At 67.1% G+C, this 22,445-nt stretch carries 21 protein-coding genes and 1 pseudogene; 3 read left to right on the top strand and 19 right to left on the bottom strand.

Annotated features, from left to right (window positions below):
• Nucleotides 1-136: 136 nt before the first annotated feature.
• Both HNO53_RS20290 and HNO53_RS20285 read right to left on the bottom strand, forming a co-directional pair.
• Complete coding sequence (locus HNO53_RS20290; RefSeq protein WP_209474707.1) at nt 137-1,165, bottom strand: TRAP transporter substrate-binding protein; 1,029 nt, start codon at nt 1,163-1,165, stop codon at nt 137-139.
• A 103-nt stretch (nt 1,166-1,268) separates the two neighbouring features.
• The gene (locus HNO53_RS20285; RefSeq protein ID WP_209474706.1) at nt 1,269-1,793 is read right to left on the bottom strand and encodes a TIGR02444 family protein; all 525 of its coding nucleotides are present in this window, start codon (nt 1,791-1,793) and stop codon (nt 1,269-1,271) included.
• Nucleotides 1,794-1,870: 77 nt separating this feature from the next.
• On the opposite strand from HNO53_RS20285, the gene HNO53_RS20280 reads away from it, so the two are divergent.
• Entirely contained in the window at nt 1,871-3,826 is a 1,956-nt protein-coding gene (locus HNO53_RS20280) for an ATP-binding cassette domain-containing protein (RefSeq protein WP_209474704.1), read from the top strand.
• A 12-nt stretch (nt 3,827-3,838) separates the two neighbouring features.
• Here HNO53_RS20280 and HNO53_RS20275 read toward each other — a convergent pair whose 3' ends face one another.
• The 5 genes from HNO53_RS20275 to thiD form a co-directional block, all read right to left on the bottom strand.
• On the bottom strand, nt 3,839-4,153 hold the full coding sequence (locus HNO53_RS20275) for a BON domain-containing protein (RefSeq protein WP_209474702.1): 315 nt from the start codon (nt 4,151-4,153) through the stop codon (nt 3,839-3,841).
• The gene (locus HNO53_RS20270; protein ID WP_420827846.1) at nt 4,153-7,902 is read right to left on the bottom strand and encodes an AsmA family protein; all 3,750 of its coding nucleotides are present in this window, start codon (nt 7,900-7,902) and stop codon (nt 4,153-4,155) included. The genes HNO53_RS20275 and HNO53_RS20270 overlap by 1 nt, the downstream gene beginning before the upstream one ends.
• A 188-nt stretch (nt 7,903-8,090) precedes the next feature.
• Nucleotides 8,091-8,528, bottom strand: coding sequence for a D-aminoacyl-tRNA deacylase (dtd, locus tag HNO53_RS20265; protein ID WP_209474698.1), 438 nt, complete (start codon nt 8,526-8,528; stop codon nt 8,091-8,093).
• Nucleotides 8,529-8,593: 65 nt separating this feature from the next.
• Complete coding sequence (locus HNO53_RS20260; RefSeq protein WP_209474696.1) at nt 8,594-9,439, bottom strand: universal stress protein; 846 nt, start codon at nt 9,437-9,439, stop codon at nt 8,594-8,596.
• Between the two features lie 81 nt (nt 9,440-9,520).
• Nucleotides 9,521-10,333: a bifunctional hydroxymethylpyrimidine kinase/phosphomethylpyrimidine kinase gene (thiD, locus tag HNO53_RS20255; protein ID WP_209474694.1), complete on the bottom strand. Its 813-nt coding sequence runs from the start codon at nt 10,331-10,333 to the stop codon at nt 9,521-9,523.
• Between the two features lie 41 nt (nt 10,334-10,374).
• On the opposite strand from thiD, the gene HNO53_RS20250 reads away from it, so the two are divergent.
• Nucleotides 10,375-10,806 (top strand): YqaA family protein, encoded by a 432-nt coding sequence (locus HNO53_RS20250; RefSeq protein ID WP_209474692.1) that lies wholly within the window; start codon nt 10,375-10,377, stop codon nt 10,804-10,806.
• A 1-nt stretch (nt 10,807) separates the two neighbouring features.
• Here the strand turns inward: HNO53_RS20250 and HNO53_RS20245 are convergent, their stop codons facing one another.
• The 5 genes from HNO53_RS20245 to HNO53_RS20225 all read right to left on the bottom strand — a co-directional run bounded on the left by HNO53_RS20245 (nt 10,808) and on the right by HNO53_RS20225 (nt 15,152).
• Nucleotides 10,808-12,211, bottom strand: a complete 1,404-nt coding sequence (locus HNO53_RS20245; RefSeq protein WP_209478737.1) for a TRAP transporter large permease — start codon at nt 12,209-12,211, stop codon at nt 10,808-10,810.
• A 10-nt stretch (nt 12,212-12,221) separates the two neighbouring features.
• Nucleotides 12,222-12,770 carry a TRAP transporter small permease subunit gene (locus HNO53_RS20240; RefSeq protein ID WP_209474690.1) on the bottom strand — a complete coding sequence of 183 codons (549 nt, stop codon included), beginning with the start codon at nt 12,768-12,770 and terminating at the stop codon, nt 12,222-12,224.
• 75 nt (nt 12,771-12,845) lie between these two features.
• On the bottom strand, nt 12,846-13,613 hold the full coding sequence (locus tag HNO53_RS20235; protein WP_209478736.1) for an endonuclease/exonuclease/phosphatase family protein: 768 nt from the start codon (nt 13,611-13,613) through the stop codon (nt 12,846-12,848).
• 83 nt (nt 13,614-13,696) lie between these two features.
• Nucleotides 13,697-14,347 (bottom strand): thiol:disulfide interchange protein DsbA/DsbL, encoded by a 651-nt coding sequence (locus tag HNO53_RS20230; RefSeq protein WP_209474688.1) that lies wholly within the window; start codon nt 14,345-14,347, stop codon nt 13,697-13,699.
• 184 nt (nt 14,348-14,531) lie between these two features.
• On the bottom strand, nt 14,532-15,152 hold the full coding sequence (locus HNO53_RS20225) for a c-type cytochrome (RefSeq protein WP_209474686.1): 621 nt from the start codon (nt 15,150-15,152) through the stop codon (nt 14,532-14,534).
• Nucleotides 15,153-15,410: 258 nt separating this feature from the next.
• Here HNO53_RS20225 and yihA point away from each other — a divergent pair, with 258 nt between their 5' ends.
• On the top strand, nt 15,411-16,028 hold the full coding sequence (gene yihA, locus HNO53_RS20220; protein WP_209474684.1) for a ribosome biogenesis GTP-binding protein YihA/YsxC: 618 nt from the start codon (nt 15,411-15,413) through the stop codon (nt 16,026-16,028).
• Here the strand turns inward: yihA and HNO53_RS20215 are convergent.
• The 7 genes and pseudogenes from HNO53_RS20215 to argH form a co-directional block, all read right to left on the bottom strand.
• A complete protein-coding gene (locus HNO53_RS20215; protein ID WP_209474682.1) occupies nt 16,025-16,801 on the bottom strand; it encodes an HAD family hydrolase in 777 nt (258 codons plus the stop codon). The two genes, yihA and HNO53_RS20215, sit on opposite strands and share 4 nt — an antisense overlap.
• Complete coding sequence (locus HNO53_RS20210; RefSeq protein ID WP_209474680.1) at nt 16,798-17,712, bottom strand: tyrosine recombinase XerC; 915 nt, start codon at nt 17,710-17,712, stop codon at nt 16,798-16,800. Before HNO53_RS20210 ends, HNO53_RS20215 begins: the two co-directional genes overlap by 4 nt.
• Nucleotides 17,705-18,442, bottom strand: coding sequence for a DUF484 family protein (locus tag HNO53_RS20205; protein ID WP_209474678.1), 738 nt, complete (start codon nt 18,440-18,442; stop codon nt 17,705-17,707). Before HNO53_RS20205 ends, HNO53_RS20210 begins: the two co-directional genes overlap by 8 nt.
• A gap of 34 nt (nt 18,443-18,476) precedes the next feature.
• Nucleotides 18,477-19,310, bottom strand: coding sequence for a diaminopimelate epimerase (gene dapF / locus HNO53_RS20200; protein ID WP_209474676.1), 834 nt, complete (start codon nt 19,308-19,310; stop codon nt 18,477-18,479).
• The gene (gene lysA / locus HNO53_RS20195; RefSeq protein ID WP_209474674.1) at nt 19,310-20,602 is read right to left on the bottom strand and encodes a diaminopimelate decarboxylase; all 1,293 of its coding nucleotides are present in this window, start codon (nt 20,600-20,602) and stop codon (nt 19,310-19,312) included. The genes dapF and lysA overlap by 1 nt, the downstream gene beginning before the upstream one ends.
• 60 nt (nt 20,603-20,662) lie before the next feature.
• A pseudogene (gene lptM, locus HNO53_RS21530) lies at nt 20,663-20,770 on the bottom strand (LPS translocon maturation chaperone LptM); the annotation flags it as partial.
• Between the two features lie 26 nt (nt 20,771-20,796).
• On the bottom strand, nt 20,797-22,209 hold the full coding sequence (gene argH, locus HNO53_RS20185; protein ID WP_209474672.1) for an argininosuccinate lyase: 1,413 nt from the start codon (nt 22,207-22,209) through the stop codon (nt 20,797-20,799).
• Between the last annotated feature and the right edge of the window lie 236 nt (nt 22,210-22,445).

Below are 22,445 nucleotides of genomic sequence, written 5' to 3'. Positions count from 1 at the left end.
TTGCATATACGCTGCAACCCACTACGTGGCGGTTACCGCCTGTCCCATGCCATGTGCACGGGGCTCTTTCAATACCGCTTGAAACAACTCGGGGGCAGCCTCAGCTGCCCCCGGTGCGGTGGCGTGATCCAGGAACTCAGCCGTTGTCGCCGTTCTCGGTAACCGCTTCCAGGTCGGCCTTGAACTGCTCGAGCAGCTCGCGTCCGGTTTCGCCGGTCATTTCGAGGAACTCCTCCTCGACCTGCGGCGCGCGTTCGCGGAAGGTCTGGATCTGCTCCTCGTCGAGACGGGTCACGCTGCACTCGTCACAGGCTTCCATGATCTTATCCAGCGACTCCTCGGACAGCCCCTGGATGTGCTCGATGGTGTGATCGTAGGCCACGTCAGCCGCTTCCCGAACCAGCTGCTGATCCTCCTCGGAGAGTCCTTCGAAGAAATCCTGATTGGCCATCATGGCGGTGGTGAACCAGCCGTGGCCGGTGAAGATGAGATGCGGCGAGACCTCGTACAGGCCGCCGGACTCGATCCAGAAGATCGGGTTCTCCTGACCGTCGATGATGCCGGTCTGCAGGCCGCCGTAGACCTCACCCCACGGAAGCGGCGTCGGCGTTGCGCCGAAGGCGCTGTAAGTTTCCGCCAGCAGCGGGTTGGTCATGGTCCGGATCTTCTTGTTGTCGAAGTCCTCCGGCGAGGTGATCGGTTCGTCGGCGGTGACCACCATTTCCCCTTCGGGGTACATCTTGAGCAGTTCCAGCCCGTGCTCAGCGTAGAGCTCGGGGAACATCTCGTTGATCGCCTTGCTCTCCTCGAAGAACTCGAGCACGGTTTCTTCGTCGGTGGGCAGCAGGTAGGGAATGAAGAAGATCTGGGCCGACGGAATCAGGGCGCCGGTGAAGCCGGGCGACTGGTTGACGAACTGGAGAATGCCGTTCTGGGTCTGCTCCATGATATCGTCGGACTCACCCAGCTCGCCGAAGCGGTAAATCTGAACGCTGTGGTCGGAGTTTTCCTCGATATGCTCCTTGAAGGCGACGGCAAATACGTCTTGTACGTCACCTTCATATTCCTCATGCGCATAACGCCAGTTATCGGAATATGCGGCCGCGGACATGCCGAGCAACATGGCGCCGATACTGGCCGTGGTCAACAACTGGGTTGCCTTCATTATTATCTTCTCCTCGCAGGTTTGGCCCGTGAAAACAAGCGACATCAACAGGCAATAGGTAGCCACAAAAAGCTACACAGCTTTTTTCAGGCTAGCGTGCCCCTTAGAGAGGGTCAAGGCGGTATTCGAGGGTTTGAGCTGCCAAAAGTTGTGCTTTTTTCTGTAGTTTCCAGCGACTTGCCAGGGAAATTTCGAGACCTGGATCGTTCGCTGGCAGGGGCGTGAGTTGCTCGGCCTGCTGGGCGAGGCACTGGAGACGCTGCAACGTTTCACGTTCGGCGGCAAGTTCGGCCTGCTGGATTCGTCGGCGCACATCGGCGATGCCAGGGCTGCGGGCGGCCTCTGCCTTGAGCTGACGGCGCAGATCACGCAACGATTGAGTGACACTGCGCTGCCAGCGCCGAATGCCCTCGAGCTCGGGCGGCTCCTCACTCAGGGTCAGGCCGTGTCGGTACAGCCAGCAGTGCCACAGAAGTTCGCACACGTCGATGCCGGCCTCGTCCTGCAGGCACAGACAGGCGGCCTCAACGCCGGGGCGAGCGTAGAAGGCGAGGGCAAAGTCCCACAGCGGGTCGGCGCCAAGCCCGGCCCGCAGAGCGGCAAGCGTTGCGGTAGAATCGTCCGTCATGAACCCGTCGTCACCAGCCGGACCACGCAAGCGGGGCCCGGCGCCGTGGCGCCACCTTTCTGCCAGTTGGAGCCTGCATGATTGCACTGCGCCAGGTTGCCCTGCAACGCGGCACCCAGACCCTGCTCGAGAACGCCGACCTGACCCTGCACGCCGGTCACAAGGCCGGGATCGTCGGCCCCAACGGGGCCGGCAAGTCCAGCCTGTTCGGTTTGCTGTTGGGCATGCTTGCCCCCGATCGCGGCGAGATAGAAATGAGCGGAGGCCAGCGCATCGCCCACATGGCACAGGAGGTCGATGCGTTGGATCGCGCCATCGTCGACTACGTGCTCGACGGCGACCGTGAGCTGCGCCAGGCCGAGGTGGATCTGGGTGCAGCGCGCGAGCGTGGCGATGCTCACCGCGAGGCCGAGCTGCACGGCCTCATCGAGGCGCTGGACGGCTACAGCGCCCCGGCGCGTGCCGCCCAACTGCTGATCGGGCTGGGCTTCACCCAGGCCGACCTGGAGCGGCCACTGTCGGCGTTCTCCGGCGGCTGGCGCATGCGTGCCAACCTGGCGCGTACGCTGTTCATGCCGTCGGACCTGCTGCTGCTCGACGAGCCCACCAACCATCTGGACCTCGATGCCCTGCTATGGCTCGAGCAGTGGCTGATGCGCTACCCCGGTACCTTGCTGTTGATTTCCCACGACCGCGATTTCCTCGATGCCGTGTGCGACCACATCGTGCACTTCGACCGGCGTCGGCTGGTGCTCTATCGCGGCAACTACTCCACCTTCGAGCGCACGCGCGCCGAGAAGCTGGCGCTGCAGCAGGCCGAGGCCGCCAAGCAGCAGGCACGGCGCGAGGAGATCGAACGCTTCGTGGCGCGTTTCAAGGCCAAGGCGAGCAAGGCGCGCCAGGCCCAGAGCCGGCTGAAGATGCTCGAGCGCATGGGCGACATTGCCGTGGCCCACGCCGATTCGCCGTTTCATTTCACCATTCCCGCCGCTGACAAGACCTCGCATCCGCTGCTGGTGCTGGATCAGGCACGACTCGGCTACCGCGACGAAGCCGGCATCGAGAAGGTGCAGCTCGACGCGGTCAAGCTGACCCTGCTACCGGGACAACGTATCGGCCTGTTGGGACCCAACGGGGCTGGCAAGTCGACCCTGATCAAGTCGTTGACCGGCGAGCTGCCGCTGCTGGCGGGAAAGCGGGTGCCGGGCGAGCATCTCAGCGTCGGTTATTTCGCCCAGCATCAGCTCGAGGGGCTCGACATGGCGGCCACGCCGTTCATGCATGTGCAGCGCCTCTCGCCCACTGCCAGCGATCAGTCGATCCGCAATTTCCTCGGCGGCTTCGGCTTCCCGGGTGACGATGCCTTCGGCGAGGTGGGGCGTTTCTCGGGCGGGGAGAAGGCCCGCCTGGCGCTGGCCCTGGTGGCGTGGCGCAAACCCAACCTGCTGCTGCTCGACGAGCCCACCAACCACCTTGACCTGGAGGTGCGCGAGGCGCTCACCGAGGCCTTGGCCAGCTTCGAAGGCACGGTGATCCTGGTCTCCCACGACCGCCATCTGCTGCGTGCCACCGTCGACGAGTTCTGGAAGGTGGCCGACCATCGTGTCGAACCCTTCGACGGTGATCTTGAGGACTATCGCGCCTGGCTCAAGGCGCGGCTGGAGGGCGAGCGACGCGAGGCGCGAGCCGACAAGGCCGAGCGCCAGGCGGAGGGGCCCGCACCGAAGGAGGACCGCAAGGCGAGCCGCCGCGCCGCCGCCGAGCTGCGCGAGAAGCTGCGCCCGCTGAAGAAGGCGCGCGACCGCGCTGAGCAGGCCATGGAGAAGGCCCAGGCGGAGCTGGCCGCGGTGGAGGAGACGCTGGGCGAGGCCGAGCTCTATACCGACCCGGCGCGCAAGGCCGCGCTCACCGAGCACCTGGCCCGCCAGGGTGAACTGAAGGCGCGGCTCGAAGAGTTGGAAGCCGAATGGCTCGACGCCGAGGAGGCACTGGAGGCCATGGAAGCGGAGCTGCTGACGACGGGAAGCGAATAGCGCGCCGGGGGACTATTTCACGGTGATGCGGTTGTCCACCTGCGCCACCCCGTCCTGCTCCCGGGTGAGGGTGGCGGCCCGTTCACGCTGCTCCTCGGTCTCGACGAAGCCTGTGAGGATGGCGCGGTCACCGGCGAGATCCACGTCGATGGCCGAACCCGCCAGGTCCGGCGCTTCGAGAAGCCGGGCCTTGATCTGTACGGCAGCGAGCGAATCCTGCTGCTCGAGTCTGGCGGATTCATTGACCGGGGCAGCGGTGCAAGCGGCCAGTACGAGCGGCAGGAGCCCCGGTAGGGCAAGAGACATGAGACGGCGGCATCGAAGCATCAATCGGCCTCCTCGTCGGCGATGGCGCCACGGGAGCGGCTGATCAAGCCTTGGCAATAGGCCACGTCGGGACCGGCGCCGAACTCCAGCAGCGGCAGAAGAGCGGTGATGGGGCTGGCAAGGGCACCCAAGGCGACGCTTGCCCCGGCCCGCAGGGCAAGCCCTTGGCGGTGCGGGTCGAGGTCGAGGTCGGAGAACGTGCCGCCGAGATGAAGGGGGGAGCGGCCGACGAAGAGACTGGGGTCCTTGGGATGAGCGATGATACTGACATCCACCTGTTCCCGGTTCAGGTCGAGCTGGCCTCCCAGGGTGAAGGTGGTATCGCTCGTGTCGACCACGAAGGTGTCCATCTGGGCCACGCCGTCCCTCGCCTGAAGGTCAGCGTAAGCGCAGTCGATGGGAATCGGGCCGCGCCCTCGCGCCCAGCTCAAGAATGTCTGGCCGGCATCGATGCCGGCAAGCTCCACGAGCAGCGCATCCAGCTTGCCGCCGGTCATCAGCGCGACCACACCGCCATCGGCGGAGGCCAGCAGCTCGGCGATCGAAGCACCCTCGATCCACAGCTTGCCGCGCCCGGCGATAGTGCCGACGCTTTCATCGGCCAGCTCCCAATGCTGCAGCGCATCGTTAAGATCCAGACGCTTGACTTCCACCTGCACCGTGCCGCTGGGAGGCCGGGTGCTGGAATCGATGTCGAGCGTGAGATCGACACTGCCTTCTTCCACGCCGAAGCGGAGTGGGGCGAAGCGGCCGCGGCCATCCTCGAGCTCGAAGTCTAAGGTCACGTCGCTCAAGGGGAGGTTCCCTGCGCGCACCGATTCACCCCGGAAGCTCACGTCCGCGGAGACCCCTTGCCAGCCCTCGGTGACGATGGGCGTATCGGGCAGCACGAAGCGGTCGTCGGCGGTCTCCTCGGGGGTGGCACCGGCGAGGAAACCCAGGTCCTCGAGTTCGAGAAAGCGGGAGGAGAGCTTTCCTTCCAGTCGAGGTGGCGTGACACCGACATCGAGCGCCAGTCGGCCGGCAAGGTCGCTGTCGCCGACCTGCCCCTGCATGTTACGGAAGGTCCAGCGCTGATCTTCCAGTTGGACGTCTCCCGACACGGCGTAGGGGGGCAGTTCGGGCAGCGAAACACCCAACAGGCGGCTCAGGCGCTGCGGGTTCGGCCCCTCCACCGCGAGCTGCAGATCCAGCCCGGCCAGCGCGAGTGGCCGCATGAGGGAGCCTTGCAGCTGGATGCTCGTGTCGACGAGGTCCGCTTCGAGCTCGACGGCGTAGGGGCGATCCGGGTCTCGGGCGTCGAGCAGGGGGTCGCCTTGCAGGGTAAGCGAGGCCGGGGCGCCGTCGTAGCGGCCTTCGCCTTGCAGCCGGAACGTCTGGTTCCCGCTGCCGGCGCCCTGGGTTTCCAGGCGCAGGGTCAGGTCGGTGCCGGCGCGTGGGTCAACGAAGCGAAGCTCCGAGGGGGCGAAGCTCAGGTGGCCGAGGAACGGCAACAGCAGATCGTTGCGGCGAACGCCGGGCAGCGCTTCGCTCACGTCGAGGTGCAGGTCGCCCGACAGCCGGCCGAGGCGGTCCTCCACCGTAGTGAAGGTGTCGCCCAGGCGGCTCAGGGCGATATCGTCGAAGACCAGATCCAGGTGCCCGGACGCCGGTGCGCTGCCGGCGTCCAGCGTCAGTGCGCCGCTGAGCGAACCGTCTGCCAGGCGAAATCGCGAAAGGTCCGCCTGCAGTCGGCCTGAATCCAGCTCGGCATCGAGGGCGAGGTCTTGCAGTACGAGTTCATTGGGCAGCACCAGGGCGTCGGCCTGAAGGTCCAATTCCCCGTCGAAGCTTCTCAGCGGCGCCAGCAGCGACTCGTCCCGGGCCGTGTCGTCCGATGCCTGATCAGCGGGAATGAACTGCGCCAGCTCGATGCGCCCGGCCTCGATATCGGCCGTGATCTCAGGGCGCTCCGTGGCGTGCACTTCCACGTTGCCGGCCACTGGGGTCGAACCGACCATCCCTTCGACCCCGTTGGCGGCCCACTGCTCGCCGTCCCGGCTCAGCCGGCCGGCGAGCCGATAGCCGGGCAGGGGCGGCAGCACCGGGCCGATCCAGTTTTCCAGGGCGCGGCCGCTTGCGTCGTCGAGCGTCAGGTCGATGGCGAAGGTCTCGGGGCTGAGGAGCAGGTCGAGGGTCGCCTCGGTGGCGGCTTCCAGCCTGCCGGAAGTCGCCTGCGCCGCGAACGGGTAATCCCGTCTCAGGCTGCCCGTTTGCAGGTCGAACAGCTCGGGTAGGGGGGCGCCGCTGGCACGCAGGTCCAGCGGCTCGCCGAGTAGGGTGCCGCTGGCTGTCAGGCGCAGCCCGGTGGGTTGCTTTCCCGCCGTGCTCTCTAGTGTTGCTTCAAGGTCGTTGCCGGCCTCCACGTGGCGATAGGCAGCCTGGGCGTCGACGATGCGAAGCTGCTCCAGCAGCGTGTCGCGCGGATGACTGTCGCGCTGTGGCAGGGGACCGAGCGCCAGCGCGAGGTCGGCATCCAGCGTGGCGCCGGGGTCTTGCCCCACGCCCAGCTGCGCCGGGTCGATATCTTGCAGAGAGAGCCGAGCCCGCGCCTCGAGCGTTTCGGGGTCGCTCGTCAGTTGAGCTTCACCTTCGACGTTGCCGTCCGCCAGCTCGAAGGAAAAAGGTGCGAGTGACACCGTGTGCTCGGCGAGCCTGGCCCGCCCCTGGGCGTTTCGGATTAAGGTATCGGCTAGCTGAATGCGCTCCACGGAGAGAGCCACCTCGCCCCGCCAGTCCGGCAGCACGGGCACCGAGACCGCCGTCTCTTCCTCGGATTCCGGCATGGCCTCGCGCAAGGCGGCGACATCGAGCTCCGGTGAGGAGAGCCGCCCGTCGAAGGTCGGCGCCTCGCCCGACGTATCTACCACCAGCTCGCCGCCGAGGCGGCTTTCGGCCGCGGAGGCTTCAATGTCGTGCAACCGCCATTGGCTACCGTCGCGCTCGAAGTGCGCCGTTGCCTCAAGCTGGTCCAGCTCGATCGGTGGCAGGTCTAGCCATCGGGCCCAGTCGGCCAGCTCCTGAAGGTTGAGCTCGGCGTCCAGCTGCAGGCGTTCCAGGGATGGCGCGCCGGGCGCCTCGAAGGTGGCGGTGAACTGGCTTTCTTCGGAGCTGAGAGAAACGTCGCCAGTGAATGCCTGGGCGGCATTCGTGAAATTCGCGATGGGGTCGGTATCGGCCTCCAATTCGAAACGGCGCTCCCGAAACGACAGCATCGCCTCGGTGTGCAGGGCCTCGTCGTCGGCTTGTATCTCTAGGCTGGAGAGGGAAAACTCGAGCGGGATCTCTGCCTGGGCGGCCCGGTAATGGACTTGCGAGTCGGCGATGGAGAGCTGGCGCAAGGGCAGGCGAGAAGCCGAGTCCTCCTGGGTCTGGCGCTCTTCCCGGCCGGTGTCGAAATGCCAGTTGCCCGGGGCATCGGCGCGCTGCTCGAGGTTCAGGGTCGCATCGCTTACTCCAGCTTCATCCCACGAGACCTGGCCGCGTAGCAGATCGCCGAGGGCGGGCGTCAGGGTGATACGCCGCGCCTCGAGCAGGTGTTCAGCCTCGGCCCAATCGGGATTGTCGAGCGTCACGTCCTCGAGTGTCAGCTGTGGCCGGGGAAACAGGTCGATACCCACATCGCCCCTCACGGCCACCTGGCGTCCGGTAGTCTCTTCCACGCGCTCGATGATGACCGGCTTCAGTGCATTCCAGTGCAGCAAATCCACCGCAGCAACGAGGAAGGCCACGATGAGGACCGGGGCCAACCACCAGAAATGCCTAGAGGAGCCATGCTTCATCCGTCCGCTCCCTGTTCCTTAGCTTGGGACTTGCACCGTCCGGAGAGGCGGTACGCGGCCGTCCTGTGCCGCTTTCCTTGCCTGCTGTCACCCTCTCAGTGTGGTCTGGCGCTGTTTCAGCTCTCCAGCAGAAACGTTACCGGCCCGTCGTTGACCAGTTCGACCTGCATGTCGGCGGCGAACTCACCGCTCTCGACCCGGGGCCAGGCCGCCCGGGCGCGTTCGAGCAGGTAGTGGAACAGCCGCTCGCCCTCTGCCGGCGGTGCGGCGCTGGAAAAGCTCGGCCGCAGCCCCTTGCGGGTGTCGGCGGCCAGGGTGAACTGCGATACCAGCAACAGCCCGCCTTCGACCTGCTGCAGGTCGAGGTTCATCTTGCCTGCCGCGTCGCTGAATACCCGGTAGCGTAGCAGCTTGTGCAGCAGCCGCTCGGCGGTGGCCTCGTCATCGCCCTTTTCTACCCCCACCAGGGCCAGCAGGCCGTGATCGATGGCGCCCACCCTACGTTCATCCACCGTGACGCTGGCGCGGCGCACGCGCTGTATCAGGGCCTTCATGCGGCGAGTCTCCTTCGGTCGTCAACTCGCCGAAGGGTATCATGCGCCGGGACGAAGGGCAGACGCTACCAAGCCCTGCACAGCATGATGTCGCAGTGCGGCTCGGCGAGCAGCGCCTCGGTGACAGGGCTCTGACGGCCCAGCTGGCCGCGGCTGCTCAGCGCCAGCAGGTCGGGCTGCTGGCGCCGCAGCTGGGTCAGCAGCACTTCCAGCGGTTCGCCCTGTTCGAGCACCAGCTCCACCTCCGGCACGCTGTCGAGTTCGCCCATCAGCTGGTCGGTCTCGCGCTCGATCTGGCAGCGCAGGCGTTCCACTTCGCGGTCGCGCCAGCGCGCGTAGTCGCTGTCGGAGCCCAGCTCGCGTTCGCCGGGAATATCCCAGGCATGCAGCAAGGTGAGGCGGGCTTCGGGAAAGCGCTTGAGTGCCGCACGCAGGGTATTGCGGCTGGCCAGCGAGAAATCCACCGGCACCAGGATCTCCTGCCAGTCGCGATTGGCCGGCTGGGAGACCGACAGCACCGGGCAGGGAGCGCTGCGCAGTACCCGTGCCAGGGTGGTACCGGCGACCAGATCGGGCTGGCCACGCTTGCGGTGGGAGCCCAGCACGATCATGTCCACCTCGCGGTCGTGTGCCTCACGGATGATTTCGGCATAGGTGGCGCCGGCCACCGTCTGCAGCATCACGCTCGGTTCCGGTAATGCATAGTCCTCGCGCACGTCCGTCAGGATAGCCTGCATGTCGGCCACCACGGCCTCTTCCAGATCGTGCAGTACCCTTCGCGGCAGGAAGGGGTCGAGGACATGAATGACATCCAGGCGCGCACCGTTCTCGATGGCCAGGCGTATGGCCCGGGCGAAGGCAGCGCGATTCTCGGCCGATAGGTCGCAGGCAAACAGCAGGGTCTGGGTCATGACGTCTCTCCGTGGCGGATGAGCCTGACAGGCCAGACTTCAGCATGGGCGGCACTCGACCAAGGCGCAAGCACCGTGTCACTACCACCAGCGGTGGAAGTGATGCACCGGGCCGCGGCCCCGGCCGACGTCAAGGCGCCAGCTCTCCGTCAGCGCCGCCTCGAGCCACTGCTTGGCCGTCGCGATCGCCTGCGGTAGCGAATCGTCCTGCGCCAGGCGCGCAGTGATGGCCGAGGAGAGCGAGCAGCCGGTGCCGTGCAGGTTGGCGGTGTCGATCCGGGGACCTTCGACCCAGTGCGGTGTGCCGTGGCCGATCAGCAGGTCGGGGCAGCTCTCGTCGCGCAAGTGACCGCCCTTGAGCAGAACGGCACCGGCTCCCAGCGTCGTCAGGTCGGGTGTCATGGCGAGCATCTCATCGCGGCTGCTGGGTGCGTCGATGCCCAGCAGTACTGCGGCTTCGGGCAGGTTGGGGGTAATCAGGTCGGCCAGCGGGACCAATACCTCACGTACCGCGGCGATGCCGGCATCGTCGACCAGCACGTCGCCGCTCTTGGCCACCATCACCGGATCGAGCACGATCCAGCGGGGGCGCCGCGATTGCAGGGCGTCGCGGATGGTCTCGGCGACTTCGCGGCTCGCCACCATGCCGATCTTCACCGCATCGACAGCCACGTCGTCGAGCAGGGTGTCGAGCTGCAGGCGAATGAACTCCACCGATACTGGATGCACCCCGCGTACGCCGCAGGTGTTCTGCGCGGTCAGCGCGGTGATGACGCTGGTACCATAAGCGCCCAATGCCGAAAAGGTCTTGAGATCGGCCTGGATGCCGGCGCCGCCGCTTGGGTCGGAGCCGGCGATGGTGAGAACGTTGGGAATGAGGCGATCGTGGGTCATGGCGTCTCTTCCTGCAAACGGATGGGTATGGGAGGCGCTGAATGCTGAGTCTGTTCCTGGTGGCCTTCGCCAGTGCTACGTTGCTGCCTGGCGGTTCGGAAGTCTGGCTGGCGCGGCAGTGGTGCCTGGGCCAGCCGCTGCTGGGGCTGTGGCTGGTGGCCACCTGCGGCAATACCCTGGGCAGCCTGGTCAACGTCTGGCTGGGGCGCTACGCGCGCCGCTTCCAGGACCGCCGCTGGTTCCCCGCCTCGCGCGAGGGCCTGGCCCGCGCTGAGCGCTGGTATCACCGCTTCGGCGAGTGGAGCCTGCTGGCGAGCTGGGCGCCGCTCATCGGCGACCCGCTCACCGTGCTCGCCGGCGTCTTTCGCCTGCCCTGGTGGCGCGCAGTGCTGCTGATCACCCTGGCCAAGGGGACACGCTACGCCGTGGTGCTGGCTCTGGCCCAGGCGTGGCTGGCGCCGCTATGTGACTGACCTATAGAAGGGAAGGCAGCCAGGTGGCCAGTCCCGGGAACAGCGCCAGCGCCGCCAGCATGCCGAGCTGCAGCAGGATGAACGGGATCACGCCGCGGTAGATGGCGGAAGTCGGCACCGAGTCCGGCGTCACACCGCGCAGGTAGAAAAGGGCGAAGCCGAATGGTGGCGTCAGGAACGAGGTCTGCAGGTTCACCGCGATCATGATGCCGAGCCAGATCGGATCGAGGCCCATCATCAGCAGCACCGGCCCGACGATCGGCACCACCACGAAGGTGATCTCGATGAAGTCGAGAATGAAACCGAGCAGGAAGATCACCAGCATCACCACCAGGGTCGCGCCGACCACGCCGCCGGGCAGCGACTCGAACAGATGCTTGACCAGCTCCTCGCCGCCGTAGGCGCGGAATACCAGCGAGAACAGCGCCGCGCCGATCAGGATCAGGAACACCATGCTGGTGACCTGGGCCGTGGACTGGACCACCTCGCGCAGCATGGCCAGGTTCAAGCGGCGGTTGGCCAGCGCCAGTAGCAGGGCGCCCGTGGCGCCCACCGCCGAGGCCTCGGTGGGAGTGGCGAAGCCGCCCAGGATCGAGCCCAGCACGGCGACGATCAGCAGCACGGGGGGAATCAGACCCTTGATCAGCAGCGGCCACAGGCTGCCGCGGTGACCGAGCTCCTGCTTGAGCGCCTCGCGGTCGGCCGGCGGGGCGCTCTCCGGCTTCCACCAGGCCACGGCCAGCAGGTAGAGAATATAGGCCACTACCAGCAGCAGGCCCGGTATCAGGGCGCCGACGAACAGGTCGCCCACCGAGACCGTCTTGGGACTCCACACGCCCATGGCGAGCTGCGCTTGCTGATAGGCATTGGAGAGCACGTCACCCAGCAGCACCAGGGCGATGGAGGGCGGAATGATCTGGCCCAGGGTGCCGGTGGCGCAGATGGTGCCGGTGGCGAGCGACGGCGAGTAGCCGCGCTTGAGCATCGTCGGCAGCGACAGCAGGCCCATGGTGACCACGGTGGCGCCGACGATGCCGGTCGAGGCGGCCAGCAGCATGCCGACCAGGATCACCGAGATACCCAGTCCGCCGCGCAGCGAACCGAACAGCATTGCCATGGCGTCGAGCAGGGTCTCGGCGACGCGCGACTTTTCCAGCAGCACCCCCATCAACACGAACAGCGGTACCGCCAGCAGTGTCTGGTTGGTCATGATGCCGTACAGGCGGTTGGGCATGGCGCCCAGCATGCTTGCCTCAAACGGCACCGGCATGCCCATCTGCAGCAGCAGGTGGCCGAGGCCGGCGAAGATCAGCGCGGTACCGGCCAGCGCCAGGGCGACCGGATAGCCCAGCATCAGCACGGCACAGACGGTGAGGAACAGGAACAGCGGCATGAACTCGAACAGGACTTCCACGTCAGATCCCCTCGTCGTGGTCGGGCGTGTTGCCTGGGGCCTTGCCGCGCAGGATCAGCACCTGGCGCATCACCTGCGCCACGCCCTGCAGCATGAGCAGTAGCATCATGACCAGGATCAGTGACTTGAGCAGGAAGACACCGGGGATGCCGCCGTCCGGCGAACGCTCGAGAATCGCCCAGCTGCTCTTCACGTAGCCGAGGCTCGAATAAGCGATGAACAGCGTCACCGGGAACAGCAGGAACAGCGTGCCCAGCAGGTCGATCCACGCCCGGCCGCGGGCGGAGAGCTTGCGATAGAAGATGTCGACGCGGACGTGGCCATCGTGACGCAGCGTCCAGGCCGCCCCCAGCATGAACACCATGGCATGCATGTACATGACCGACTCCTGCATGGCGATGCTGTGGAGGCCGAAGACATAGCGCATCACCACGATGGCGAACTGTACCGCCATCATGAGGATCACCAGCCAGGCGATGGAGCGGCCCACGACCTCGGTAAAGCCGTCGAGCCATGCGAGCAGGACCGGATCACGGTTTGCGGTTTGCATGGTGGAAGTCTCGTGTCGAAGCAATATCAGGGGACGCATCATCGCTGATTACGCAGCGTGCGTCATCCTCATGCCTCAACGCCCTGGCTCGCGCTGCTGGCGTTTGCGCAGCTCCTTGAGCAGCGCCAGACAGCGGGGCGGCAGTGCCACATCGATGGCGATGGGCAGATGATCGGAGAACAGGTGGTCGAGCACACGCACGTCCTGAGCCTTGAGCGAACTGGAGATCAGGATGTGGTCGAGCGCGCGGCGCGGCTGCCACGAAGGGTAGCTGAGCAGCGGGCGCACCGGATGCAGCGGCAGCGAGGCGCAGAAGCGCGTATGCGAATGCAATTGATCCGGCGTGCAGTTGAGATCGCCCATCACCACCACGTGCTGCAGCGGCTGGATGATCTCGCTCAGGTAATCCAACTGGCGTACCCGGCCGCGGTGGCTCAACGCCAGGTGGGCGACGAACAGGTGCAGCGCGTCCGGGCCGTCGCCGTAGCGGGCGTGGATGGCGCCGCGCCCCGGCAGGGTGCCGGGAAGGCGATGCTCCTCTACCCGGGTTGGGGCGAGCCGTGACAGCAGACCGTTGCTGTGCTGGGCGAAGCGTCCCAGGTTGCGGTTGAGCTGCTGGTAGTGGTGCGGAAAGCCGCCCCGCGTGGCCAGGTACTCGATCTGGTTGACGTGACTGGAGCGAAAGCTGCCGCCGTCGACCTCTTGCAGCCCGACGATGTCGAAGCGGCTCAGCACGTTGCTGACCATGTCCAGTCGCCGCACCCGCTGGGGATGCGGCAACAGGTGCTGCCAGCTGCGCGTCAGGTAATGATGGTAGGCCGACGTCTGGATGCCCACCTGCATGTTGAAGGTGAGCAGCTTGAGATGCCCACCCTCCAGGGTCGGGGTCCTGGCATCGACCAGGTGAGAGCGCTCGGCAGACACGCTCAGTTCGTGCGCTCCTGGCGCACGCGCTCGACCAGTGCACCGGCAACCTGCGGCATGTTCTCGAGGCTGCCGGCGCTGCTCGGGGTGACCAGGTAGCGGCCGTCGACGACCAGCGCCGGGACGCCCATCAGGCGCATGGTGCGCATGCGTGCGTGGGCCTTGTTGACCTGGGCCTTGACGCCGAAGGCGTCCAACGCCTGGCGTGCCTCCTCTTCGCTGACATCGTACTGGCTGAAGAAGCGGGCAATGCTGTCGGTATCGTTGAGACGCTCCCCTTCCTCGTGGATGGCGTGGAACAAGTCGTCATGGGCTTGCTCGAGAATGCCCAGCTCCTCGGCGGCATAGAACATCACTGCATGCGTGTTCCAGTCGCCACCCATGGTCGCCGGCATGCGGTTGAACGCGACGTCGTCGGGCTGCTCGGCGACCCAGGCGTTGAGCGGCTCCTCCAGGTTGTAGCAGTGCGGGCAGCCGTACCAGAACACTTCGGTCACCTCGACCTGGTCCTCCCCGGCGCGGGTCTCGATGGGCTCGGGCAGCTTCTCGTAGTGCTGTCCCTCGACCAGATTGTCGGCGCTGGCCAGTGTTGCCAGGCTCAGGCCGGCCACAGCGAAAACGGCTGACTGGAGGATGCGCAAGGGCTTGAACATAGAACTGGAACTCCTGTGAAATACGCCGATAGGCGGCGATAGGACCCGCTTGACGGTTGCGTCGTTCACTTTGAGCGCCGATGCCGCTGACGGTTCCGAACCACGTCGTCGGGTCAAGACGGCGAAGGCGGCCAGGGGCCGCCTTCCGTGCCGGCCGGAGCCGGCGAGGTCCGTGATGCGACGCTCAGTGCAGGCCGTGGATGTAGTTGGCCACGGCTTCCATGTCGGTATCGCTCATCTTGGCGGCGATATCGCCCATCATGCCGTTGGGATCGTTGCTGCGCTCGCCGGCGGCGAAATCCTGCAACGTGGTGACGATGTACTGAGGGAACTGGCCGGAGAGGGCCGGATAGACGGCGGTATGGATACCGGCGCCACTGGGTCCGTGGCAGGCCGCACAGGCCGGAATTCCCTTGGCCGCATCGCCGGCGCGGTAGAGTTCCTGCCCCCGCAGCAGCGCTTCCTCCGCCGGATCGGCCTGACCGATGTTGGCGTCCTGCGTGGCGAAGTAGGCGGCGACGTCCCAGGCATCCTGGTCGGAGAAATCGTCGACCTGCCCGGCCATCTCGGGCACCAGCCGTCTGCCGTCGCGGATATCCATGATCTGCTTGGCCAGATAGCTCGCCTGCTGACCGGCGAGGTGCGGGAAGGAGGGCGCGGAGCTAATGCCGTTCTGGCCATGGCAGGCCGCACAGCTCTGGGCTTTTTCGCGACCAGCGGCAGCGTCGGCGTCTGCTTCCAGGTCGGCGTGAGCGACGCCAACGGCGCCGAGGGTTATTGCCAGGCTTGCCAGTAACTTTCTCATCGCTGATTCACTATGCCGTTATGGATTATACCGGTACGCATTCCTGGGAGCTGCCCCGCCTTGCGGATACCAGGCCGGCCTTGCCCTGCTGCCGCGGCGACACTCGGTTGGTCGCTGCCGGCAAGAGCACGATGTTACACTAGCGCGCCCAGGTCGCAGAAAAAAGACACCGCATTATAACGAAACAGGCCGGCATCGGAAATGCAGGGTGGGTACCGACGGTGTCCACTGCGACTTTATCGGCAGAACGTTGAGGCCATGACCCGAATGAATTATCAGAGTGCGCGCTTTCTGACCAGCGCGCCCACGCTTGCCCAGTGCCCGCCCGACGACGGTGCCGAGGTCGCCTTCGCTGGTCGCTCGAATGCTGGAAAATCCAGTGCGATCAATACCCTGACCCGGCAGAAGGCGCTGGCACGTACCTCGCGCACCCCGGGGCGCACCCAATTGATCAATTTCTTCGCTCTGGGCGATGACACCAGCCGGCGGCTGGTCGACCTGCCCGGCTACGGCTATGCCAAGGTGCCCGAAGCGGTCAAGCGCGAGTGGCAGCGCCATCTGGCCGACTATCTGCGCGGTCGCCGTGCCCTGCGCGGCCTGGTGCTGGTGATGGACGTGCGCCATCCGTTGACCGAGTTCGACCAGACCCTGCTGGGCTGGGCCGACGACCAGGACATGCCGGTGCACATCCTGCTCACCAAGGCCGACAAGCTGAAGTCTGGGGCGGCCAAGAGCGCCCTGCAGCAGGTTCGCAGTCGCCTGCGCGAGTGGGAGGATCTGGTGACGGTACAGCTGTTCTCGTCACTCAAGCGCGAGGGGGTCGACGAGGCCTGTGCCCGCCTCGACGCCTGGCTGGCCGATCCCGAACCCGCCTAGCGAAGCTCCCACTCCGGCGCTGGCTGGCCCAGCCGGCGCAGCAGCGCGGGCAGCTCGCGCACGTGATCGAGGCGATGGATGCCGGGTGGCATCGGCGTGTCGTCCACGTGAGGCGAGATCCAGGCCACCTGCATGCCCAGGCGCCGGGCCGGCTCGACGTCCTCGCGCCAGGAGTCGCCCACGTGCAGGGCACGGGCCGGCGACGCCCCCAGTCGCGCCAGCGCCGCCAGGAAGGGGCGCGGGTCGGGCTTGGGAGCAAAGATCTCGCCCGCGGCGATGGCCACCGGGAAGTGCCGGCCGAGCGCCAGGCGCTGAATATCCACGTTGCCGTTGGTGATGCTGGCCAGGCGATAGTGCCGGCCCAGCCCGGTCAGCAGCGGTTCCACCTCGGGGTGCGGCTCGACCCGGTGGCGCAGCTCCATGAAGCGCGCCATCGCCGCCCTCGCCCATTGCTCCGCCGTGGCCGGCTCAAGGCCGTACTCCCCCAGCATTTCCGTGAGCGCCCGTTCGCGCAGCCAGGTGAAGTGGCCGCGATGCAGGGGGTGCGCGTGGGCCAGCGCGCGACGGCGCAGCTCGAAGCTCTCCAGCGGAAAGCACTCGCCGAAGCGTGGCGAGGTGGAACGCCCGTGCGCCTGCAGCCAGCCGGCGAGCTCGCGGTCGAGCCAGGCGTAGTGGCCGGTCTCGGTGGCGACCATGACGCCATGGTTGTCCCACAGGGTGTCGTCGAGGTCGAAGGTGATGGCCTGGAGCGGCAAGGGGTCAGTCATGGTCATGCATCGCGTGTTTCGTCGCTGCGCCGGCGGGCGCGTGGGTGGGCCGCATCGTAGCTCGCCGCTAGGTGTTGCCAGTCGAGCTTGGTGTAGACCTGGGTGGTCGAGAGGTTGGCGTGCCCCAGCAGCTCCTGTACCGCGCGCAGGTCCTGGCTCGATTCCAGCAGGTGGCTGGCGAAGGAGTGGCGCAGGCGATGCGGGTGGAGATGCTCGGGCAGGCCGCGGCGGCGGGCCACCTCGGTCAGCCGCTTCTGGATAGCGCGATGTCCGAGCCGCCCGCCGCGGGCGCCGACGAACAGTGCTGTCACTTCCGGCGCCGCCAGCCTCGCGCGGCAGGCCAGCCAGGCGTCGAGCGCGCGTCGGGCGCTGCGTCCCACCGGTACCTGGCGCGGCTTGCCGCCCTTGCCGAGCACCCGTACGCGGCGCGGCTCCAGGTCGCCAAGGTCGAGGCCGGCGAGCTCCGCCAGGCGCAGGCCGCTGGAGTAGAACAGCTCGAGCATCGCCTGGTCGCGCAGCGCCAGCGGCGAGCCGTCGTGAGGCGTATCGAGCAGTCGCGCGAGCTGGTCCACGTCCAGCGGCTTGGGCAGGTGGGCGCCCTGGCGCGGCGTGGGTACCAGCTCGGCGGGATTGTGCTCGAGCACGCCGTGCTTCACCAGGAAGTTGGCGAAGTGTGAAATCGCCGCACGGCGCCGTGCCAGGCTGCGCGGAGCGAGGCCGCGACTGCGCTCGGCGCCGAGAAAACGGCGCACCAGGCCGATGTCCAGCCCGGCGCCATCCTCGATCTTGCGCTCTTCCAGGAAGGCCAGCAGCGCCTCGAGGTCGCGCCGGTAGGCGTGCAGCGTGGCCGGGCTGGAGGTGCGCGCCAGCGTCTCCAGGCACGCTGCCAGCTGCTGGCGCAGTGGGCTGTCAGCCATGCGACGTAGGGCAGCCATGGGGGGCCGGGGCATGGCGCAGCAGCAGTCGCGCCAGGACGTCGCCGAGGTACTCGGTGAACAACGTATCCATGCTGGCGCGGAAATGGTCCGGATCGGGGCTTGCCATGACCAGGTAGCCCATCGGCTCGCCCAGGGTCAGCCGGGTCAGGGCGCAGGAGCCGGCCTGTCGCGGCGGCCGCGTGTGCGGCAGCAGGCGCCCCCAGTCGGTGGGCGTGAGCCGGGTGCAACGGCTGGTCCGGCCGTCGAGCAGCGCCGCCAGGCGCACGCCGGCATGCTCGTCGAGCACGTGCCGCGGTGGCTGTGGCGGCAGCGGCTCGTGGTCGGTGAGCTGGGACGGGCACCACAGCGCCACGGCGGGGATCTGGAAGTGCTCGCTCATCTGCGTGGCCAGCGCCTGGCCCAGGGCGTCGGCATCCTCGGCCTCCAGCAGTGCCAGCACCAGTTCACGGGTGCGGCGGTACTGCACCTCGTTGTGACGTGCCGATTCCAGCAGCTGCTCCAGCCGCCACTCGGCCTGCTCGGCACGGCGGCGCAGATCGTAGACCAGACGCTCGAGCAGCGAGGTGGTGCCATGGGCCTCGGGATGAGGCACCTTGAGCTGCTGCAGCAGCCCCTCGCGACCGACGAAGAAATCCGGATGACGGGCCAGCCATTCGGCCACCCGGTCCGGATCGAGGGTCTTGCGCGGTTCGGGGACGGCTCGGGTCATGCTTGCCTCCTTCGGTTCGGGTGGGCCCGGCAAGTCAGGCCAGGGCGACGCGTCCCTCGAAGACGCGTTCGGCAGGGCCGGTCATGAGCAGTGGTGCATCGCCACCGGGCCAGTCGATGCGCAGGTCGCCGCCGCGCAGGTGGACCGTGACGGGCGTTTCCAGCAGACCCTGGCGCATGCCGCTGGCTACCGCGGCGCAGGCACCGGTGCCGCAGGCCAGGGTCTCGCCGCTGCCGCGTTCGAAGACGCGCAGGCGGATCTCGTGGGGCGAGACCACCTGCATGAAGCCGACGTTCACCCGCCGCGGAAAGCGTGGATGAGCCTCGATGGCCGGGCCGAGGCGCTCGACCGGCGCGGTGTCGACGCTATCCACGCGCAGTACCGCGTGCGGGTTGCCCATCGAGACGGCGCCGATCTCCAGCGTCTCGCCGTCAACCTCGAGCCGGTGTAACGGGCGGTCCTCGGCGGCATCGAAGGGCAGTGCCGTCGGCGCAAAGCGCGGGCTGCCCATGTCCACCGTCACCTGTCCGTCCTCCTGCACGATCAGCGTCAGAGGGCCGCCGGCGGTCTCCACGTGAATCTCGCGCTTGTGGGTCAGACGCTGATCGCGCACGAAGCGGGCGAAGCAGCGCGCACCGTTGCCGCAGTTCTCCACCTCGCTGCCGTCGGCGTTGAAGATGCGATAACGAAAATCCATCTCGGGGCTGCGCGGCGGCTCGACGAGCAGCAGTTGGTCGAAGCCCACGCCGAAGCGGCGGTCAGCGAGCCGGCGGATCTGCTCGTCGCGCAGCCGAGCGCGCTGGGTGACCAGATCGACCACCATGAAATCGTTGCCCAGGCCATGCATCTTGGTGAAGTGCAGCAGCATCAGCGCTTCTCTCCGCTCGCGTCCGCCGTCGTCTCGGGCAATAGCGACTCGCCGGCCCACAGCGAGGCCATGCTCTCGCGGCGACGCACCACGTGGAAGGCGTCGCCGTCGACCATCACCTCGGCGGGGCGTGGCCGGCTGTTGTAGTTTGAGGCCATGACGAAACCGTAGGCGCCGGCAGAGCGCACCGCCAGCAGGTCGCCGGCAGCGATGGCGAGTTCGCGCTCCTTGCCCAGGAAGTCGCCGGTCTCGCAGACCGGACCGACCACGTCGTAGGTGGCGCGCTCGCGCACGGGCCGGGTATCCACCGGGATGATCGCCTGCCAGGCCTGATAGAGCGAGGGCCGGATCAGGTCGTTCATGCCGGCGTCGACGATGGCGAAATTCTTGGTCTCGCCGGGCTTGAGGTACTCGACCCGGGTCAGCAGCACGCCGGCGTTGGCGGCGATCGAACGGCCCGGCTCGAACAGCAGGGTCAGGCCGGCGCCGTGCTCCCAGCGGGCCAGGCGTTCGAGCAGCGAGGCGGCGTAGTCGAAGGGCTGCGGCGGGCGCTCGCCGCGGTAGGGCACGCCGAGCCCGCCGCCGAGGTCCAGGTGTTCCACGGTGATGCCGCGCTCGCGCAGGCGCTCGAGCAGCACTAGCAGGCGGTCGAGGGCGTCGAGGAAGGGGGCGAGCTCGGTCAACTGCGAGCCGATGTGACAGTCCAGGCCCACTACCTTCACCCCCGGCAGGCGGGCGGCCAGCTCATAGACGCCTAGCGCCTCGTCCACCGGGATGCCGAACTTGTTGTCCTTGAGCCCGGTGGAGATGTAGGGGTGGGTGCCGGCGTCGACGTCGGGGTTGACCCGCAGCGATACCGGCGCCACCTGGCCGAGGCGCTCGGCCACGGCGCTCAGGCGCTCGAGCTCGGGACGCGACTCGACGTTGAAGCACTTGATGCCGACCTCGAGCGCCCGGGCCATCTCGCACTCCTGCTTGGCCACGCCGGAGAACACCACCTTGGCCGGATCGCCGCCGGCGGCGAGCACGCGCTCGAGTTCGCCCTGTGAGACGATGTCGAAGCCAGCCCCCATGCGCGCCAGCAGACCCAGCACCGCCAGGTTGGAATTGGCCTTGACCGCATAGCAGATCAGGTGGGGATGACTGCCCAGCGCCTCGGTATAGGCACGGAAGTGCCGCGCCAGGGTGGCCTTGGAGTAGACGTAGCAGGGCGTGCCGACTTCCTCGGCCACCCGCGACAGCGGTACTTCCTCGCCGTAGAGCACGCCGTCGCGATATTCGAAGTGATCCATGATTCAGTCCGTGTCCTCGTCGTCGGCGTCTTTCTGCTCGTCACCTTGTACCGCAGGGTTGCCGTAGCGCTCCTCGGCGGCCTCGTCGCCGGGCAGGTAGAGCGGCCCCTTCTGGCCGCAGCCTGCCAACAGCGCGAGCGTCAGGGCCATCAGGGCTGGCGTGCGCACCTTGCTGCTTCTCGCCGCGCGCATGGTTAGCGGCCCAGGGCCGCCAGCGCATCGCGGGCCCGCTGCGCGGCGGCGCGCACCTGGTCCGGCGCGGTGCCGCCGATATGGTTGCGTGCCGCCACCGAGCCCTCCAGGGTCAGCACTTCGAAGACGTCGGCTTCTATGACGTCGGAGAACTGACGCAGCTCGTCGAGGCTCATCTCGGAGAGATCCTTCTTCTCGCGCAGGCCGAAGGCCACGGACTGGCCGACGATCTCGTGGGCGTCGCGGAAGGCCACGCCGCGGCGCACCAGGTAGTCGGCCAGATCGGTGGCGGTGGAGAAACCGCGACGGGCCGCTTCGTACATGCTCTCCTTGCGCGCCTCGATGGCCGGCACCATGTCGGCGAACGCCTTGAGGCAGTCGCGCACCGTGTCGAGGGTATCGAACAGTGGCTCCTTGTCCTCCTGGTTGTCCTTGTTGTAGGCCAGCGGCTGCGACTTCATCAGCGTCAGCAGGCCCATCAGGTGGCCGTAGACACGCCCGGTCTTGCCGCGCACCAGCTCGGGCACGTCGGGATTCTTCTTCTGCGGCATGATCGAGCTGCCGGTGCAGAAGCGGTCGGGCAGGTCGATGAAATCGAACTGGGCGCTGGTCCACAGCACCAGCTCCTCGCTCATGCGCGACAGGTGCATCAGCAGGATGCTGGCGAAGCTGGTGAACTCGATGGCGAAGTCGCGATCGCTCACCGCGTCGAGCGAGTTCTCGGCGGGGCGTTCGAAGCCCAGCAGCTCGGCGGTGACATGGCGGTCGATGGGATAGGTGGTGCCGGCCAGCGCCGCGGCACCCAGCGGCATGACGTTGACCCGCTTGCGACAGTCGAGCAGCCGCTCGTGATCGCGGGCGAGCATCTCCTGCCAGGCCAGCAGGTGGTGGCCGAAGGTCACCGGCTGGGCGGTCTGCAGGTGGGTGAAGCCGGGCATGATGGTGTCGGCTTCGCGTTCGGCGAGCTCGATCAAGCCTTCGCGCAGGCGCTTGAGCTCGGCCTCGACCACGTCGATCTCGTCGCGCAGGAACAGGCGGATGTCGGTGGCCACCTGGTCGTTGCGCGAGCGGCCGGTGTGCAGCTTCTTGCCGGTGATGCCGATCTTTTCGGTCAGGCGTGCCTCGATGTTCATGTGCACGTCCTCGAGCTTCACCGACCATTGGAACTCGCCGCGCTCGATCTCGCCGCGGATCTCGGTCAGCCCCGTGACGATGGCATCGCGCTCTACGTCGGTCAGTACACCCACCCGGGCCAGCATGGTGGCATGCGCGATGGAGCCCTGGATGTCCTGCAGGGCGAGGCGCTGATCGAAGTCGACCGAAGCGGTGAAGCGTTCGACGAAGGCATCGGTGGGCTCGCTGAAGCGGCCGCCCCAGGACTGGTTGGTGCCGGGGGTTGGGGAACTAGAGCTCATCGGCGTGGGCATCCTGCGTGTTGCATGCTGTGGCGTTCTCGGGAAGCCGCGTGCGGCGGCGTAGGTCAGGTCTTGCAGTGTACCAGAGTCGGCGCGAGTGGCGAGGGGCGCAGCAAGCGACGAGAGGGCCAATTTTTCCTGCTTCGCCCGGTGCTTTATGATGAACGTCAATGACCGTCTACCGACCGTGACCGATAATGGCGCGGCAACGACAGCTGAGCCGAGGCCGTTCAGGC

The sequence above is a fragment of the Billgrantia antri genome (genome assembly GCF_017868935.1).
Classification (GTDB): Bacteria; Pseudomonadota; Gammaproteobacteria; order Pseudomonadales; family Halomonadaceae; genus Halomonas; species Halomonas antri.
This window is presented reverse-complemented; position numbering and strand designations above follow the sequence as displayed.

What these genes read in the sequence shown, in the direction of transcription:
- HNO53_RS20290 (WP_209474707.1), bottom strand. Translation starts at nt 1,165, where the DNA reads ATGAAGGCAACCCAGTTGTTGACCACGGCCAGTATCGGCGCCATGTTG.
- HNO53_RS20285 (WP_209474706.1), bottom strand. Translation starts at nt 1,793, where the DNA reads ATGACGGACGATTCTACCGCAACGCTTGCCGCTCTGCGGGCCGGGCTT.
- HNO53_RS20280 (WP_209474704.1), top strand. Translation starts at nt 1,871, where the DNA reads ATGATTGCACTGCGCCAGGTTGCCCTGCAACGCGGCACCCAGACCCTG.
- HNO53_RS20275 (WP_209474702.1), bottom strand. Translation starts at nt 4,153, where the DNA reads ATGCTTCGATGCCGCCGTCTCATGTCTCTTGCCCTACCGGGGCTCCTG.
- dtd (WP_209474698.1), bottom strand. Translation starts at nt 8,528, where the DNA reads ATGAAGGCCCTGATACAGCGCGTGCGCCGCGCCAGCGTCACGGTGGAT.
- HNO53_RS20260 (WP_209474696.1), bottom strand. Translation starts at nt 9,439, where the DNA reads ATGACCCAGACCCTGCTGTTTGCCTGCGACCTATCGGCCGAGAATCGC.
- thiD (WP_209474694.1), bottom strand. Translation starts at nt 10,333, where the DNA reads ATGACCCACGATCGCCTCATTCCCAACGTTCTCACCATCGCCGGCTCC.
- HNO53_RS20250 (WP_209474692.1), top strand. Translation starts at nt 10,375, where the DNA reads ATGCTGAGTCTGTTCCTGGTGGCCTTCGCCAGTGCTACGTTGCTGCCT.
- HNO53_RS20240 (WP_209474690.1), bottom strand. Translation starts at nt 12,770, where the DNA reads ATGCAAACCGCAAACCGTGATCCGGTCCTGCTCGCATGGCTCGACGGC.
- HNO53_RS20235 (WP_209478736.1), bottom strand. Translation starts at nt 13,613, where the DNA reads ATGCAGGTGGGCATCCAGACGTCGGCCTACCATCATTACCTGACGCGC.
- HNO53_RS20230 (WP_209474688.1), bottom strand. Translation starts at nt 14,347, where the DNA reads ATGTTCAAGCCCTTGCGCATCCTCCAGTCAGCCGTTTTCGCTGTGGCC.
- HNO53_RS20225 (WP_209474686.1), bottom strand. Translation starts at nt 15,152, where the DNA reads ATGAGAAAGTTACTGGCAAGCCTGGCAATAACCCTCGGCGCCGTTGGC.
- yihA (WP_209474684.1), top strand. Translation starts at nt 15,411, where the DNA reads ATGACCCGAATGAATTATCAGAGTGCGCGCTTTCTGACCAGCGCGCCC.
- HNO53_RS20215 (WP_209474682.1), bottom strand. Translation starts at nt 16,801, where the DNA reads ATGACCATGACTGACCCCTTGCCGCTCCAGGCCATCACCTTCGACCTC.
- HNO53_RS20210 (WP_209474680.1), bottom strand. Translation starts at nt 17,712, where the DNA reads ATGGCTGACAGCCCACTGCGCCAGCAGCTGGCAGCGTGCCTGGAGACG.
- HNO53_RS20205 (WP_209474678.1), bottom strand. Translation starts at nt 18,442, where the DNA reads ATGACCCGAGCCGTCCCCGAACCGCGCAAGACCCTCGATCCGGACCGG.
- dapF (WP_209474676.1), bottom strand. Translation starts at nt 19,310, where the DNA reads ATGCTGCTGCACTTCACCAAGATGCATGGCCTGGGCAACGATTTCATG.
- lysA (WP_209474674.1), bottom strand. Translation starts at nt 20,602, where the DNA reads ATGGATCACTTCGAATATCGCGACGGCGTGCTCTACGGCGAGGAAGTA.
- argH (WP_209474672.1), bottom strand. Translation starts at nt 22,209, where the DNA reads ATGAGCTCTAGTTCCCCAACCCCCGGCACCAACCAGTCCTGGGGCGGC.